The sequence below is a fragment of the Amycolatopsis sp. NPDC049252 genome (assembly GCF_043197175.1).
Taxonomy (GTDB): Bacteria; Actinomycetota; Actinomycetes; order Mycobacteriales; family Pseudonocardiaceae; genus Amycolatopsis.
Genome location: NZ_JBICSQ010000003.1, coordinates 90,935 through 106,049, shown reverse-complemented (window position 1 = coordinate 106,049; position 15,115 = coordinate 90,935). Strand labels below are relative to the sequence as shown.

General features: G+C 69.8%; 14 protein-coding genes. 9 read left to right on the top strand and 5 right to left on the bottom strand.

The genetic code is table 11. The features are described 5' to 3' along the window. Positions 1-21: 21 nt before the first annotated feature. The 3 genes from ACGFMK_RS05875 to ACGFMK_RS05865 are packed head-to-tail and all read left to right on the top strand — an operon-like array spanning position 22 to position 2,280. Positions 22-762: an Asp/Glu/hydantoin racemase gene (locus tag ACGFMK_RS05875; protein ID WP_392758804.1), complete on the top strand. Its 741-nt coding sequence runs from the start codon at positions 22-24 to the stop codon at positions 760-762. 59 nt (positions 763-821) lie between these two features. After that, entirely contained in the window at positions 822-1,568 is a 747-nt protein-coding gene (locus tag ACGFMK_RS05870) for a maleate cis-trans isomerase (protein WP_392758802.1), read from the top strand. A 1-nt stretch (position 1,569) separates the two neighbouring features. Then, positions 1,570-2,280, top strand: a complete 711-nt coding sequence (locus ACGFMK_RS05865; protein ID WP_323323064.1) for a GntR family transcriptional regulator — start codon at positions 1,570-1,572, stop codon at positions 2,278-2,280. 253 nt (positions 2,281-2,533) lie between these two features. Here ACGFMK_RS05865 and ACGFMK_RS05860 read toward each other — a convergent pair whose 3' ends face one another. Genes ACGFMK_RS05860 through ACGFMK_RS05850 form a run of 3 tightly spaced genes read right to left on the bottom strand, consistent with a single transcriptional unit; the run spans position 2,534 to position 5,577 of the window. Next, the gene (locus ACGFMK_RS05860; RefSeq protein ID WP_392758800.1) at positions 2,534-2,998 is read right to left on the bottom strand and encodes a DUF4262 domain-containing protein; all 465 of its coding nucleotides are present in this window, start codon (positions 2,996-2,998) and stop codon (positions 2,534-2,536) included. Between the two features lie 60 nt (positions 2,999-3,058). After that, the gene (locus ACGFMK_RS05855) at positions 3,059-4,117 is read right to left on the bottom strand and encodes a tartrate dehydrogenase (protein WP_392758799.1); all 1,059 of its coding nucleotides are present in this window, start codon (positions 4,115-4,117) and stop codon (positions 3,059-3,061) included. Further along, entirely contained in the window at positions 4,114-5,577 is a 1,464-nt protein-coding gene (locus ACGFMK_RS05850) for an NAD-dependent succinate-semialdehyde dehydrogenase (protein ID WP_392758797.1), read from the bottom strand. The genes ACGFMK_RS05855 and ACGFMK_RS05850 overlap by 4 nt, the downstream gene beginning before the upstream one ends. Before the next feature lie 92 nt (positions 5,578-5,669). On the opposite strand from ACGFMK_RS05850, the gene ACGFMK_RS05845 reads away from it, so the two are divergent. Together ACGFMK_RS05845 and ACGFMK_RS05840 are read left to right on the top strand one after the other, a co-directional pair. Beyond that, positions 5,670-6,926: an aspartate aminotransferase family protein gene (locus ACGFMK_RS05845; protein ID WP_392758796.1), complete on the top strand. Its 1,257-nt coding sequence runs from the start codon at positions 5,670-5,672 to the stop codon at positions 6,924-6,926. 2 nt (positions 6,927-6,928) lie between these two features. Further along, entirely contained in the window at positions 6,929-7,426 is a 498-nt protein-coding gene (locus tag ACGFMK_RS05840) for a DUF3830 family protein (RefSeq protein ID WP_392758795.1), read from the top strand. A gap of 537 nt (positions 7,427-7,963) precedes the next feature. Here the strand turns inward: ACGFMK_RS05840 and ACGFMK_RS05835 are convergent. Beyond that, on the bottom strand, positions 7,964-8,785 hold the full coding sequence (locus ACGFMK_RS05835) for an aldo/keto reductase (protein ID WP_392758793.1): 822 nt from the start codon (positions 8,783-8,785) through the stop codon (positions 7,964-7,966). Between the two features lie 157 nt (positions 8,786-8,942). On the opposite strand from ACGFMK_RS05835, the gene ACGFMK_RS05830 reads away from it, so the two are divergent. The 4 genes from ACGFMK_RS05830 to ACGFMK_RS05815 are packed head-to-tail and all read left to right on the top strand — an operon-like array spanning position 8,943 to position 13,585. After that, positions 8,943-10,328 carry an FAD-binding oxidoreductase gene (locus ACGFMK_RS05830; protein ID WP_392758791.1) on the top strand — a complete coding sequence of 462 codons (1,386 nt, stop codon included), beginning with the start codon at positions 8,943-8,945 and terminating at the stop codon, positions 10,326-10,328. After that, positions 10,325-11,884 (top strand): acetolactate synthase large subunit, encoded by a 1,560-nt coding sequence (locus ACGFMK_RS05825; protein ID WP_392758790.1) that lies wholly within the window; start codon positions 10,325-10,327, stop codon positions 11,882-11,884. Before ACGFMK_RS05830 ends, ACGFMK_RS05825 begins: the two co-directional genes overlap by 4 nt. A gap of 42 nt (positions 11,885-11,926) precedes the next feature. Further along, positions 11,927-12,730 (top strand): SAM-dependent methyltransferase, encoded by an 804-nt coding sequence (locus ACGFMK_RS05820; RefSeq protein ID WP_392758788.1) that lies wholly within the window; start codon positions 11,927-11,929, stop codon positions 12,728-12,730. Positions 12,731-12,778: 48 nt separating this feature from the next. After that, on the top strand, positions 12,779-13,585 hold the full coding sequence (locus tag ACGFMK_RS05815; RefSeq protein ID WP_392758786.1) for an SAM-dependent methyltransferase: 807 nt from the start codon (positions 12,779-12,781) through the stop codon (positions 13,583-13,585). A gap of 24 nt (positions 13,586-13,609) precedes the next feature. Here ACGFMK_RS05815 and ACGFMK_RS05810 read toward each other — a convergent pair whose 3' ends face one another. Beyond that, a complete protein-coding gene (locus tag ACGFMK_RS05810) occupies positions 13,610-15,019 on the bottom strand; it encodes an MFS transporter (RefSeq protein WP_392759351.1) in 1,410 nt (469 codons plus the stop codon). Between the last annotated feature and the right edge of the window lie 96 nt (positions 15,020-15,115).

Below are 15,115 nucleotides of genomic sequence, written 5' to 3'. Positions count from 1 at the left end.
ACGTATTCCGGAGGCTGAGCCTTGGATTTCGACTTCCTGGCGTTCGAAGGCCCGCTGGCGCAACGCGGCATCGGGGTGATCGCCCCCTTCGACCTCGCCCTCGAACGCGAGCTCTGGCGGTGGGTGCCGATGGAGGTGTCGCTGCACCTCGCCCGCACGCCGTACGAGCCGGTGCCGGTCAGCATGGAGATGGCACGCCTCGTCAGCGACAGCCACCACCTGGCCAGCGCCACCCGCGACGTGCTGCACGTCGAGCCGGAGGTCGTCGCCTACCTCTGCACGTCGGGCAGCTTCGTCAACGGCGTCGACTACGAGCGCTCACTGACCAAGGCGATCTGCGACGCCGGCGCGCCGGACGCCGTCACCACCTCGGGCGCATTGGCCGAGGTGCTGCACCACCTCGACCTGCACCGCGTCTCGGTGCTCACGCCGTACGACGCCGACCTGACCCAGGCACTGCACGACTTCCTCGGCGAGCTGAACGTCGAGACCGTCGCGAGCGACCACCTCGGGCTGGGCGGCGGAATCTGGAAGGTCAGCTACCGGACCATCGCCGAACGCATCCTCGCCGCCGACCACGGTGAGGCCGAAGCGATCTTCGTCAGCTGCACCAACCTCCCGACCTACGACCTGATCGAGCCCCTGGAAACCGCCCTCGGCAAACCGGTGCTCACAGCCAACCAGCTGACCATGTGGGCATGCCTTCGCCGCATGAACCTTCCCATCGTCGGACCCGGGAAGTGGCTTCGTGACGTGTCGTGAAGGGTTTCCTTGACCTTCCCTCTAGGGTTGTCGACAATTTGCGTCCCTCCGGAGGTTCCGTGACCACGATCGGCTTCATCTACCCCGACCACGCGGCCGAAGACGACTACCCGCTCGCCGAGCAGCTGCTCGGCGGGATGGCCGCCGACGAAGGCGACATCCGCCTCGCGGTCGAGCACATCTACGGCACCGACAAGCACGCGGTCGCCGAACTGCTGGACCTCGGCAGCGAAAGTCGCCTCGCCGAAGGCGCCTCCCTGCTCAAGAAGCACGAGCCCGACGCGGTCATCTGGGCCTGCACCAGTGGCAGCTTCGTCTACGGCTGGGACGGTGCCCAGGATCAGATCGACCGACTGAGAGCCGTCGCCGGCGTGCCGGCTTCGAGCACCTCCTTCGCGTTCGTGCACGCCGCGCGCGCCCTCGACGTCAAGCGGGTCGCCGTCGCCGCGAGCTACCCGGACGACATCGCCCTGCTGTTCGCCGACTTCCTCAAGGCCGGCGGCATCGAGGTCGTCTCGATGGCCAGCGCCGACATCGTCACCGCGGCCGAGGTCGGCGCACTGACCTCGGAGGCCGTCGTCCGGCTCGCCGTGAGCAACGACCACCCGGACGCCGACGCCGTGCTGGTGCCGGACACCGCGATGCGGACGCTTCAGGAGATCAACGCCGTCGAAGCCGCGCTGAAGAAGCCCGTGCTGACCGCCAACCAGGTCACCGTCTGGGAGGGCCTGCGCCTGACCGGGCGGCACCGCCTCGTCCGCTCGCTCGGTGCGCTGTTCCGGCATCTGCCGGGCGGAGGCGCCTGACATGGCTCTGCCACCGGGCATGCTGCCCGAGATCGAACCGGTCAGCCGCGAGTCGACGGCCGCGGTCATCGCGCGCCAGCTACGCGACGCGATCATGACCGGCGCCCTGCCGCCGGGCACCCAGCTCGGCGAGACCGAGCTGGCCGCCCGGTTCCAGGTGTCACGGGGGCCGCTCCGGGAAGCCATGCAGCATCTGGTGTCCGAGGGACTGCTGCGCAGTGAACGGCACCGCGGCCTGTTCGTGATCGACCTCGAGCCCGGCGACGTCTACGACATCTACGCAGCTCGCTCGGCGATCGAGCGCGCTGCGATGCTGCGCGCCATCCGCGGCGGGGAACGCGACCGGATCGCCGAGGTGCTCGAGCGGACCGTCGTCGAGATGGCGGCGGCCGCAAGCGACGACGACCCGAGCGCGCTTTCGACGGCGGACCTGAAGTTCCACGAGGCCCTGATCAACGCCTCCGGCAGCAAACGGCTCGTCCGCATGGCCCGCACCCTGCTCATCGAGACCCGGATGTGCCTGACCGCGCTGCAGGGCACCTACCAACGGGTCGAGGAACGCGTGGACGAGCACACGAAGCTCATCCACGCCCTCCGCGAGGGCGACGAGGAGACGGCGCTGGCCCTCCTGGACGCCCACATGGAGGACGCGGTGCAGCGACTCGCGCCGGGCACCAGCCTCGTGGACGGACACGCGCCACCGGTGCCCTGACGCCCGGCCGAGCACACCCGCCGCCCGTCCGAGCACGCGGCTTCCCTTTGCCCGCGCCGTCGACGCCCGTGCTCGGAGCGCCGACGCGCGTGACCGCAGAGTCGGCACACGTGATCGACCAGCCGACACACGTGCTTGAAGGGGCGGCACGCTTTCCCGGCCGGGCGGCTCGGGCGTCCGGAAGGACGACACGCGTACCTGGACGGACGGCACGGGTACCGGGAAGCAGCCGACCGGCACCGCGCAGCGGCAGTCAGTGGCCATGACGCACCCCCAGGACCGGCTGACCGCCGAAGCCGTCGCGGAAGTCGGACGACCACGGCCAGCGGCCCTGGTCGTCCGCGTGGACCAGTTGCAACGCACGGATTTCCGGGCCGTACAACGCGACCGCGAACACGAGGTGCGCCGACGGCTCCGCGAGCGGGACGACCTCGATCAGCGGGCCGCCGCGCAGCGGAATCCGTTCGCCGGGCTCGGGTGGCGAAGCGTGCAGGGAATGGCTCGCCAGGTCGTTGAGCAGGTTTGCCGCCGCTCCCAACGGAAGCCCGGTCACGACCAGCTCGGGCAGGCCGTACCCGCTGAGCCCGATCGTGTAGGCCCATGGCGGGTACGGCCCGGCGCCTTCCACGCCCTGCACGAGCCAGCCCCGGTCGGCCACGCCTTCCCGGAGCCGTGCCAGGTACCCGGATCTGTCCGGGTCTTCGCACTGCTGACACATCGGTGTTTCCTCCCCCTCGGTGGACTTGCGACCACCGTGCCGGGGAGCACCGACAAAAACTCAGCCCAGCGCTTCGGCCACTGCCGTGCCGAGCCGTTCTGTGGTATCGCTGCCGCCGAGGTCCGGCGTGCGCACCCGGCCCTCGTCGAGCACCCGGTCCACCGCGGCGCGGATTGCTTGCGCGGCAACGGTTTCGCCCAGGTGTTCGACCAGCATCGCGGCCGCCAGAATCTGCGCCACGGGGTTGGCGATACCCTGGCCGGCGATGTCCGGAGCACTCCCGTGGACCGCTTCGAACATCGACGGAGATTCACCCGATGGGTTGATGTTGCCGGACGGTGCCATGCCGAGGCCGCCGGTGATCGCGGCCGCGAGGTCGCTCAAGATGTCGCCGAAGAGGTTCGACCCGACGATGACGTCGAGCCGGTCCGGCGCCTGGACCATGCGCGCCGCCAAGGCGTCCACGTGCATCTGTTCACTGTGGACGTCCGGGTACTCGGCCGCGACCTCGGCGAAGATCTCGTCCCAGAACGGCATCGAGTGGATGAGCCCGTTCGACTTCGTCGCCGAGCAGACGCGCGAAGACCGCGTCCGCGCGAGTTCGAAGGCGTAGCGGATGATCCGTTCGACGCCGACGCGGGTGAACACCGACTCCTGCAGCACGAACTCGTCCGGCCGCCCGGCGTTGTGCCGCCCGCCGATCGCGGAGTACTCCCCTTCGGAGTTCTCCCGGACGATCACCAGTTCCAGCTCTTCGGCTTTACGCCCGGCCAGCACCGACGTCGTGCCCGGCAGCAGCCGCACCGGGCGCAGGTTGACGTACTGGGAGAACGCGCGCCGCAGCGGGATCAGCAGGCCCCACAGGGAAACGTGGTCCGGGACGCCGGGGAAGCCGACCGCGCCGAGCAGGATCCCGTCGAACGCCGAGAGCTGCGCGACGCCGTCGTCCGGCATCATCGACCCGAGCTGGGCGTAGCGCTCGCAGCTCCAGTCGAACTCGGCCCATTCCAAGGAGAAGCCGAACTTCGCCGACGCGGCGTCGAGGACCTTGCGGGCCTCGACCGTCACGTCGACGCCGATGCCGTCGCCGGGGATGCTCGCGATGCGGTACGAGGTCACAGGGCCACCGCGATGTACTTGATCTCGAGGAACTCGTCGATGCCGAACGAGCCACCCTCGCGGCCGAGCCCGGACTCCTTGATCCCGCCGAACGGCGCCGCCGGGTTCGACACGATGCCCTGGTTCAGGCCGATCATGCCGGCTTCGAGCGCCTCGGAGACGCGCAGCGCGCGCTTGAGATCGCTGGTGTAGAGGTAGGAGACCAGGCCGAATTCGGTGTCGTTGGCCTTCGCCACCGCTTCTTCTTCGGTGTCGAAGGCCGTGATCGGCGCGACCGGGCCGAAGATTTCTTCGTGCGTCAGTCGCGCTTCCTGCGGGACGTCGGTGAGGACCGTGGCCTGGTAGAAGTGGCCCGGGCCGTCGACGCCGGCACCTCCGGTGAGCACCTTCGCGCCGCGGTCGGTGGCGTCCTTGACCAGCTCGGTCACCTTGGTGACGGCGGCCTCGTCGATCAGCGGGCCGACGACGACGTCCTTCTCCGTGCCGCGGCCCATCGGCAGCGCCTGCATCCGCTCGGTCAGCCGCCGCGAGAACTCTTCGACGACGCCGCGCTGCACGTAGAACCGGTTCGCCGCGGTGCACGCCTCGCCGATGTTGCGCATCTTCGCGAGCATCGCGCCTTCGATGGCGGCGTCCATGTCGGCGTCCTCGAAGACCAGGAACGGTGCGTTCCCGCCCAGCTCCATCGACGTCCGCAGCACCTTGTCGGCGCACTGTTCAAGCAGCTTGCGGCCGACGCCGGTGGAGCCGGTGAAAGAGAGCTTGCGGGCGCGGCCGTCGCGGATCAGGGGTTCCATCACGCCGCCGGAGTCGGTGGTCGTGACGACGTTGAGCACGCCCTCCGGCAGCCCGGCCTCGGCGAGGATGCCCGCCAGCGCGAGCATCGACAGCGGTGTCTGCGCGGCTGGCTTGATCACCGAGGTGCAGCCCGCGGCGATCGCCGGGCCGATCTTGCGGGTGCCCATCGCCATCGGGAAGTTCCACGGCGTGATCAGGATCGTCGGGCCGACCGGCTGCTTGGTGATGAGGAAGCGGCCCGAACCGTTGGGCGCGGTCGCGTAACCGCCCTCGATCCGGACGGCCTCCTCGGCGAACCAGCGGAAGAACTCGGCGGCGTAGGCGATCTCGCCCTTCGACTCCGCCAGCGGCTTGCCCATTTCGAGCGTCATGAGCAGGGCGAGCTCGTCCTGGCGCGTCATCAGCAGCTCATACGCCCGGCGCAGGATTTCGCCGCGTTCGCGAGGCGCCATCTTCGCGAAATCCGCCTGCGCGGCGACCGCGGCGTCCAGGGCGGCGACGCCGTCCGCCGGGGAGGCGTCGGCGACCTGGCACAGCTCCTTGCCGGTCGCCGGGTCCAGGACCGGGAAGGTCTTCCCGGCCTCGGCGGTGACCCACTTGCCACCGATGAACAGTTCCTTGCCGACCGCGTCGACGACGCCGGACTCGGTGCTCGCGCTCATCCCGACTGCTCCTCACGTGTTGTCCCGAGGGCCATGCTATGGATATTGTCAACAATCGACAACCCGCTCAACCGACCAAGGAGCACGCTGCCATGGCCCAGCTATCTCCGCTGCTCAAGCAGGCAACGCCCGTCGTGGTCGACCACGGTGAAGGGGTTTACCTCTACGACGTCGACGGCAAACGCCACCTCGACTTCACCGCCGGCATCGGCGTCACGAGCACCGGGCACTGTCACCCGCACGTCGTGCGGGCGGCGCAGGAGCAGATCGGCAAGCTCGTCCACGGGCAGTACACGACGGTGATGCACCAGCCGCTGCTCGAACTCACGAAGCGCCTCGGCGACGTCCTGCCGAGCGGTCTCGACTCGCTGTTCTTCGCGAACTCCGGGAGCGAGGCCGTCGAGGCCGCGCTACGGCTCGCGCGGCAGGCGACGAAACGCCCGAACGTCATCGTCTTCCAGGGCGGCTTCCACGGCCGGACCGTCGCGGCGGCGTCGATGACGACGTCCGGGACGCGGTTCAGCGCGGGCATCGGCCCGCTGATGTCCGGCGTGCACGTGGCGCCGTTCCCGTACGCCTACCACTACGGCTGGGACGAGCAGACCGCGACGAAGTTCGCGCTGCGCGAGCTGGACTACCTGTTCCAGACCGTCAGCGCGCCGAACGAGACCGCCGCGATGTTCGTCGAGCCGGTGCTCGGCGAGGGCGGCTACGTCCCGGCGAACACCGAGTTCATGGCCGGGCTGCGCGAGCGCGCCGACCGGCACGGGATCCTGCTGGTCGTCGACGAGATCCAGACCGGCTTCGGCCGCACCGGGAAGTTCTGGGGGCACGACCACTTCGGCGTCTCCCCCGACATCGTGCTCATCGCGAAGGGCCTGGCGAGCGGCTTCCCGCTGTCCGGCATCGCCGCTTCGCAGGAGCTGATGGCGAAGGCACTCCCGGGCTCGCAGGGCGGGACGTACGGCGGCAACGCCGTTTCGTGCGCCGCCGCGATCGCGACGCTCGAGGTGATCCAGCAGGAGAACCTCGTCGAGAACGCCGCGGAGCGCGGGCAGCAGCTGCTCGACGGCGCACGGCTGATCGCGGACAAGACGCCGGCGATCGGCGAGGTGCGCGGGCTCGGGCTGCTGGTCGGCTCGGAGTTCACGACCGCCGACGGCGAGCCGGACCCGGCGACCGCCGCGGCCGCGCAGCAGACCGCGGCCAAGAACGGCCTGCTGCTGCTCACGTGCGGGCCGTACATGAACGTGGTCCGGATGGTGCCGCCGCTGGTGGTCACCGCCGAGCAGGTCGACGACGCGCTGCGCATCTGGAGCGAGGTCGTCGCGTCCGTCACGGGGAGCTGAGGATGGCCCGGTACGTCACGATCACCCTCGACAAGCGCGGGATCTCCTGCCGGGCGCGGCTGCTCGACGACGAGGCGCCGCGCACCTGCAAAGCGGTGTGGGACGCGCTGCCGCAGAGCGGCTCCGCCTACCACGCGAAGTACGCGCGCAACGAGGTCTACACGCTCGTGCCGCCGTTCGCGGAGCCGAAGCCGGGGCGGGAGAACCCGACGATCACGCCGATCCCCGGCGACGTCGTGTACTTCGGGTTCGAGCCGTGGGAGATCGGCAATCCCGCGTACGGCTACGACGACGGCAGCGAGGCCCACAGCGACCAGGGCGCCACCGACCTCGCGATCTTCTACGGGCGCAACAACCTGCTGATCAACGGCGACGCGGGCTGGGTGCCCGGCAACGTGTTCGCCACGATCGAGGAGGGCCTGGCCGAGATGGCCGCGGCCGCGCAGGACCTCTGGCTACGGGGTGTCGAGGGCGAGACCCTCTCGTTCGCCCGAGCCTGAAACCCTTACCCGTCAAGGGGACGCCGGGTGCGATTACCGCACCCGGCGTTCCCTTTTCATGCCTTCCATCACTCGAAAGGGTGATCGTCGGAGTTTCACCTTTCGTGGCCGGTGATCACCAGATCGAGCTACGCGACTGCCCAGGATGCCGGATCAAGGTGGGAATTACCGACAGTGATCAACGTCCTGGTTGCTACCCAGAGTGGCTGACCGCCAACCAGGGCACCCCGGCGTCAAACACGAAGGGATTACGTGTTTAGCATGGGAAGATTCCGCGGCGGCGGGATTCCCCGGAATGGACTCTTTGACAGTTCGCCAGCACGGTGAAAACCTGATTCAGCTCCTCGCGAGAGCAACTCCAGGGAATCAGGAAATATTCATTAAGGAGCCTTTCCATGCAGATGTTCGCCCAGCACGCGCACCACGCCCACGACATCCTCACGGGCGTTCTCGCGCACCTGGCGCACGTCCTCGGCTGGCTGGTCTGACCTAGGTGAGACAGACGGCCCGGTCGCGGGAAACCGCGGCCGGGCCGTTTCACGCGACTTCGGACAACTGCGCGAAATCGTCGCCGGAAAGCGTCAGCTCCGCAGCAGCGCAATTCTCTTCGAGGTGCGCGAGCGACGACGTGCCGGGAATCGGGATGACCGCCGGCGAACGGCGCAGCAGCCACGCGAGGGACACCTGAGCGGGTGTCGCGCCGAGATCGGCCGCGACCTTTCCGAGCACGCCACCGGCCGTCGCGTGACCACCGTTCGCGATCGGCAGCCACGGGATGAACGCGATCCCCTCGCGCTCGCAGTGATCAAGGACGTCGTCGGACGCCCGGTCGGTCAGGTTGTAGCGGTTCTGCACGCTCGCGATGGGCGCGACCGTCCGCGCTTCTTCGAGCTGCGCGACGCTGACCTCGGACAGCCCGATCCGCGCGACCTTGCCCTCCTCCCGCAATCGGACAAGCGCGCCGACCTGCTCCGCTAGCGGCACCTGCGGGTCGAGCCGGTGCAGCTGCAGCAGGTCGAGGCGGTCGACGCGCAGGCGTCGCAGCGAGAGCTCCGCCTGCTGCCGGAGGTACTCGGGCCGGCCGAGCGGGACCCACTCGCCGCGGCTCGGGCGCGCATGCCCGCACTTCGTCGCCACGAGCAGCTCCGGATACGGGTGGAGCGCCTCCGCGAGCAGCTCCTCGTTCAGGCCCAGGTCGTAGGCGTCGGCGGTGTCGAAGAAGGTGACGCCGAGCTCGGCGGCCCGGCGCGCGACGGCCGCAGCTCCGGGCGGAACGTGGTCCCACTCGGTCAGCCGCATGGCGCCGAACCCCAGGCGGCGCACGGAAAAGCCGTCTTCGAAGGTGTACGTCGATGTCATGCCGGAAGCCTCACCCCGGCCGCCGTCACCCGCCAGAGATTTAGCCTGAGCTAAATCCTGATTCGCCCGCCAAATGTGAAACATCTTCATGGCGGCGTACTGGCGGTACGTACTACGCTGCGGTCACCACAGCAACGGCGCGGAGGAGAGACTCTCGATGGGCGACGTGGCGGCACGGCTGGCCGAGATCGTCGGGGACAAGAACCTGCTCACGGGCGAGGCGATCTCCGAGGACTACGCGCACGACGAAGCGCTGACCGCGGAGCCGCAGATGCCCGCGTACGTCGCGAAGCCGGCTACGGCCGAAGAAGTCGCGGAGTTGCTGAAGGCCGCTTCAGAGCACAGCGTCCCGGTGACGGCGCGCGGTTCTGGCAGCGGTCTGTCCGGCGCTGCGCGGCCGCGTGCAGACGGGCTCGTCATCTCCTTCGAGCGCATGAATGCCGTGCTCGAGGTCGACACCGGCAACCACGTCGCCGTCGTGCAGCCCGGGGTGACGCTCGCCGAACTCGACGTCAAGACGGCCGAAGCCGGGCTCAGCTACACCGTCTATCCCGGCGAGCTGAGCGCGAGCGTCGGCGGGAACGTCGGCACCAACGCCGGCGGGATGCGCGCGGTGAAGTACGGCGTCACCCGCAACAACGTCCTCGGCCTGCAGGCCGTGCTGCCGACCGGCGAGGTCGTCCGCACCGGCGGCAAGACGTCCAAGGTGTCGACCGGCTACGACCTCACCCAGCTGATCATCGGCTCCGAGGGCACCCTCGCGCTGGCCACCGAGATCATCGTCAAGCTGCACCCGAGGCTCACCCACGGCGCCACCGTGCTCGCCCCGTTCGGTGACTTCGACCAGGTGATGGCCGCCGTGCCGGCGATCGTCTCCAGCGGGCTCGCGCCGCACATCCTCGAGTACATCGACAACTTGACGATGGCGGCGATCGTCTACAACGAGAAGCTCGAGCTGGGTGTCCCGGACAAGATCCGCGAGGCGACCGAGGCCTACCTCGTCGTGGCGCTGGAGAACCGTGAGGGCGAGCGGCTGGAGCAGGACGTCGAGACCGTCGGCGAACTGCTCGGCGAGCTCGGCGCGACCGATGTCTACGTCCTCGACGGAGGTGCCGCGCGCAAGCTCATCGAAGCCCGCGAGAAGGCCTTCTGGACCGCGAAGGCGGCCGGCGCCGACGACGTGATCGACGTCGTCGTGCCGCGCACCGCGATGCCGGAGTTCATCAGGAAGGCGCGAGAGCTCGCGATGGCCGCGGGCGGCGGCGCGATCGGCTGCGGGCACGCCGGCGACGGCAACGTGCACCTCGGGATCTTCTGCAAGGACACGGACAAGCGCAAGCAGCTGCTCACCGACATCTTTGCCCACGCGATGCAGCTGGGCGGCGCGATCTCCGGTGAGCACGGCCTCGGCCGCACCAAGGCGGCCTACTACCAGGAACTCGAAGACCCGGCGAAGATCGAGCTGATGCGCCGGATCAAGCAGAGCTTCGACCCCGCCGGGATCCTCAACCCCGGCGTTCTCTTCACCGAAGGAACCGCATGAGCGAGCTGAACGGCGCCCAGTCCCTGATCCGCACCCTGGTCGACGCCGACGTCGAAGTGTGCTTCGCCAACCCCGGCACGTCGGAGATGCACTTCGTCGCCGCGCTGGACACCGTCCCGGAGATGCGGGGCGTGCTGGCGCTGTTCGAAGGCGTCGTCACCGGAGCTGCAGACGGATACGCGCGCATCGCCGGCAAGCCCGCCGCGACGCTGCTGCACCTCGGCCCCGGGCTTGGCAACGGCCTGGCGAACCTGCACAACGCGCGCCGCGCGAACACGCCGATCGTCAACGTCGTCGGCGACCACGCGACCTACCACAAGCAGTACGACGCGCCGCTCGAGTCGGACATCGAGTCGATCGCGAGCTCGCTCGAAGGCTGGGTGCGCCGCTCCGAGCACACCAAGGACGTCGGCGCGGACGCCGCCGCCGCGGTCGCCGCCGCGCAGGACGCGCCCGGCCGGGTCGCGACGCTGATCCTCCCCGCCGACGCTTCGTGGGGCGAAGGCGGCGAGACGTGCGCGCCGATTCCGCCGCGCGTGCCGCAGGCCGTCGACGCGACCACCGTCAAGGACGTCGCCGCGGTGTTCGGCACCGGCGAACCGGTCGCGCTCCTGATCGGCGGCGGCGCGTGCCGCGAAGAAGGACTGCGCGCGGCCAGCCGGATCGCGGCCGCGACCGGCGCGAAGGCGTTCGTCGAGACCTTCCCGTCCCGGCTCGAGCGCGGCGAGGGCCTGCCGACGATCGAGCGGCTCGGGTACCTCGCCGAGCAGGTCACCTACCAGCTCGGCGGGATCAAGCACATCGTCATCGCCGGCACGAAGGCGCCGGTGTCGTTCTTCGCCTACCCGGGCAAGCCGAGCGACCTGGTGCCGGAAGGTGCCCAGGTGCACACGCTTGCGTCGGTCGGGCAGGACGTCACGCGCGCGCTGAACGAGGTCGCCGAGCTCGTCGCCGCGGACACCGAGCCGGCGCTGCAGCAGGCGTCCCGGCCCGCACTGCCGAGCGGCCCGCTGACCCCGCAGAACTGGGTCGACGTCATCGGCGCGACGCTGCCGGACAACGCGATCATCGCCGACGAGGCCAACACGTCCGGCCTGATGCTGCCGGCGGCGACGGCGGGCGCGCCGCGCCACGACGTCCTGACGCTGACCGGCGGAGCGATCGGCTACGGCATGCCGGTGGCGACCGGCGCGGCCGTGGCGGCGCCGGACCGTCCCGTCCTGAACCTGCAGTCCGACGGCAGCGCGCTCTACACGATCTCCGCGCTCTGGACGCAGGCGCGGGAGAATCTGAACGTCACGACGGTGCTGCTCAACAACCGCGCGTACGCGATCCTGCGGCTGGAGCTGCAGCGCGTCGGGGCGCAGGGCGGCCCGAAGGCGAACGAGCTGCTCGACCTCTCGCGCCCGGACATGGACTTCGTGAAGATCGCGGAGGGCATGGGCGTACCCGCGACCCGCGCGACGACCGCCGAGGAACTCGCCGAACAGCTGCAGCGCGCGTTCGCCGAACCCGGGCCGCACCTCATCGATGCCGTGGTGCCGCCGTTGCTGTGAATCCGGCTATCCTCGCCGTCACATCGACGGCGAGGAGCGGCCATGACCGACCAGCACGCGCAGCGCGGCATCGACTTCGACCAGCCGAACGCGGCGCGCGTGTACGACTACCTGATCGGCGGCAAGCTCAACTACGCCATCGACCGGATGTTCGCGGACAAGATCCTCGCGGTGCGGCCGGAGTCCAAGGACCTGGCCCTGATGAACCGGAAGTGGCTGCGGCGCGCCGTCCGGTTCGGCGCCGAGCAGGGGATCCGGCAGTTCCTGGACATCGGCTCGGGCATGCCGACCGTCGGGCACGTCCACGAGGTCGTCCAGGCGATCGACCCGAAGTCGCGGGTGGTCTACGTCGACAACGAGCCGGTCGCCGTCGCGCACAGCGAGATCGTGCTGCAGGACGTCGAGAACGCGGTGATGGTGCAGGCGGACGCCGAGTTCCCGGACCGCGTCCTCGAGCACGACACCACCGAGATGATGCTGGACTTCGACCAGCCGGTGATGCTGATCATGGCCGCGTTCGTGCACTTCATCCCGGACGAGCGCGACCCCGCCGGCCTGATCGCCGCCTACCGGGACGCGCTGGCGCCCGGCAGCTACCTGGCCTTGTCGTCGGGCACGTTCGAGGGGCAGGGTGAAGAGGTGCGCCGCGCGGCCGAGCTGTACCAGAAGAACGGCACGAACGTGGTCGCGCGGTCCCGTGACGAGCTGAGTGCGCTCCTCGGCGGCTTCGAGCTCGTCGAGCCGGGCATCGTGTTCACGCCGCAGTGGCGACCGGACGACCCCGACGAGGTCGGCGAGCACCCGGAGCTGGCCAGCCAGCTGGCCCTGGTCGCTCGCAAGGCCTGACCGGGTGTCCGGCTATTCTCGCCTCACACCTCAGCCCGGGAGCGGCGGATGACCGAAGACGAACTCGCTAGGCGCGGCATCGACCTCGACAAGCCGAACGCGGCGCGCGTGTACGACTACATCCTCGGCGGCGAACTGAACTACGCCGTCGACCGGATGTTCGCCGAGCAGGTGCTGACGGCGCAGCCGAACGCGCGGGAGCGGGCGCAGCTCAACCGGCAGTGGCTGCGCCGCGCCATCCGGTTCGGGATGGACCAGGGCATCCGGCAGTTCCTCGACATCGGCTCGGGCATGCCGACGGTCGGGCACGTGCACGAGGTGGCGCAAGCCGCCGACCCGACGTCCCGGGTCGTCTACGTCGACAACGAGCCGGTCGCCGTGGCGCACAGCGAGATCGTGCTGGAGGACAACGAGAACGCGGCGATGGTGTTCGCCGACGCCGAGTTCCCGGACGACGTCCTCGAGCACGACACCACCGAGATGATGCTGGACCTGGACCAGCCGGTGATGGTGGTGATGGCGCTGTTCGTGCACTTCATCCCGGACGAGCGCGACCCCGCCCGGCTGCTGGGGGCCTACCGCGACGCGCTCGCGCCCGGCAGTTACCTGGCGCTGTCGTCCGCCACGCACGAGCGGCAGAGCGACGAGACGGCGCGCGCGGTGGCGATGTACAAGAAGAGCTCCAACCCGGTCATCCCGCGCTCGGCGGACGAGCTCCGCGCCCTGGTCGACGGCTTCGAGATCGTCGACCCCGGGATCGTGTTCATCCCGGAGTGGCGCCCGGACTCGCCCGAGGACGTGCCGGCGGACCCGTCGGCGTGCGGCGGTCTGGCCCTGGTGGCGCGTAAGAACTGACGGCCCCTTCACACGCAGACGCGGTTACACGACGCCGACCAGGGCCGGCGCCGGGCGTCGCTTCGGCACCAACGCGGCCAGTGCGACACCGGCCAGAGCTGCACACGCGGCCACCGCGAACGTCGCACGGAAGCCGGCCAGTGACGGCACCGCCAGGCCGCCGACGCTGATCGTCAGCTGCGCCAGCATCGCCGCCATCACCGCGCTCGAGACCGCCGTGCCGACCGACCGCATCAGCGCGTTCAGGCCGTTCGCGGACGCGGTTTCGGTGACCGGCACCGAGCCCATGATCAGCGCGGGCATCGCCGCGTACGCGATCCCCACGCCGGCGCCGATGATCACCGACGCCGTGATGAGCTCGAGCGCGTTGTCCATCAGGACGATCGCGAACGTGTACCCGACCGCGATCACCAGCGCGCCGGTCATCAGCGTCGGACGCGGGCCGAACCGGTTGATGAGCCGCGCCGAAACCGGCGAGAGCAGCATCATCACCAGGCCGTTCGGCGCGAGCGTGAGCCCGGATTCGACCATCGACTGACCGAGGCCGTAGCCGGTCGACGACGGCGCCTGCAGCAGCTGCGGGAACGACAACGCCATGGCGTACAACGCGAAGCCGACCATGATCGACGCCAGGTTCGTGAACAGCACCGGACGGCGGGAGGAGACGCGCAGGTCGACCAGCGGATCGTGCCTGCGCAGCTGGTAGGCGCCCCAGCCGAGCAGGATGACGACGGCCAGCGCGGCCAGCCCGAGCGTCGGCAGGCTGGCCCAGCCCCACGTGCCGCCCTTCACCACCGGGATCAGCAGGCAGAGCAGCCCCGCAGCGAGGCCGAACGCGCCGAAGTAGTCGAACGGTGCGGGCGTGCGTACCGGCGACTCCGGCACCACGGTGAGGATCAGCAGCGCGCAGGCCAGCCCGAGCCCGGCGGCCGTCCAGAACAGGACGTGCCAGTCGGCGTTCTCGGCGACGATGGCCGCGACCGGCAGGCCGATCGCGCCGCCCACCCCGAGCGTCGCGCTCATCAGGGAGATCGCGCCGCCGACGCGTTCGGGCGGGAGTTCGTCGCGCATGATGCTGATGCCGAGCGGGATGACGCCCATCGCGCAGCCCTGGAGGCCGCGGCCGAGGATCTGGAACGCGAGCGCGCTGGTCGTCGCGGAAACGACGGAACCCACGATGAGCACGGCGAGGCTGACGAGGATCATCCGCCGTTTGCCGTAGAGGTCGCCGAGCCGCCCGCTGACCGGGGTGATCACCGCCGCGGCGAGCAGCGTCACGGTGACCACCCACGACGCGTCGGCGGCCGAGGCGTGCAGCAGCCTCGGGAACACCGGGATCAGCGGCACGACCAGGGTCTGCATGAACGACGCCACCAGGCCGCACGAAGCGAGGACGACGACGATCGCGCGGCTGGCCCCTTCGGGACGGGACACCACACCCCCAGTGTGTATTTAGTACGCATCATGCAACTTCATGCACTGTACCTACGCGATGGGGGTTTCCGATCGAATCGTGCTTGATGCCGCACA

Excerpts from the sequence above, each read along its gene's own strand:
- ACGFMK_RS05865 (WP_323323064.1), top strand. The coding sequence starts at position 1,570 with ATGGCTCTGCCACCGGGCATGCTGCCCGAGATCGAACCGGTCAGCCGC.
- ACGFMK_RS05860 (WP_392758800.1), bottom strand. The coding sequence starts at position 2,998 with ATGTGTCAGCAGTGCGAAGACCCGGACAGATCCGGGTACCTGGCACGG.
- ACGFMK_RS05850 (WP_392758797.1), bottom strand. The coding sequence starts at position 5,577 with ATGAGCGCGAGCACCGAGTCCGGCGTCGTCGACGCGGTCGGCAAGGAA.
- ACGFMK_RS05845 (WP_392758796.1), top strand. The coding sequence starts at position 5,670 with ATGGCCCAGCTATCTCCGCTGCTCAAGCAGGCAACGCCCGTCGTGGTC.
- ACGFMK_RS05840 (WP_392758795.1), top strand. The coding sequence starts at position 6,929 with ATGGCCCGGTACGTCACGATCACCCTCGACAAGCGCGGGATCTCCTGC.
- ACGFMK_RS05835 (WP_392758793.1), bottom strand. The coding sequence starts at position 8,785 with ATGACATCGACGTACACCTTCGAAGACGGCTTTTCCGTGCGCCGCCTG.
- ACGFMK_RS05830 (WP_392758791.1), top strand. The coding sequence starts at position 8,943 with ATGGGCGACGTGGCGGCACGGCTGGCCGAGATCGTCGGGGACAAGAAC.
- ACGFMK_RS05825 (WP_392758790.1), top strand. The coding sequence starts at position 10,325 with ATGAGCGAGCTGAACGGCGCCCAGTCCCTGATCCGCACCCTGGTCGAC.
- ACGFMK_RS05820 (WP_392758788.1), top strand. The coding sequence starts at position 11,927 with ATGACCGACCAGCACGCGCAGCGCGGCATCGACTTCGACCAGCCGAAC.
- ACGFMK_RS05815 (WP_392758786.1), top strand. The coding sequence starts at position 12,779 with ATGACCGAAGACGAACTCGCTAGGCGCGGCATCGACCTCGACAAGCCG.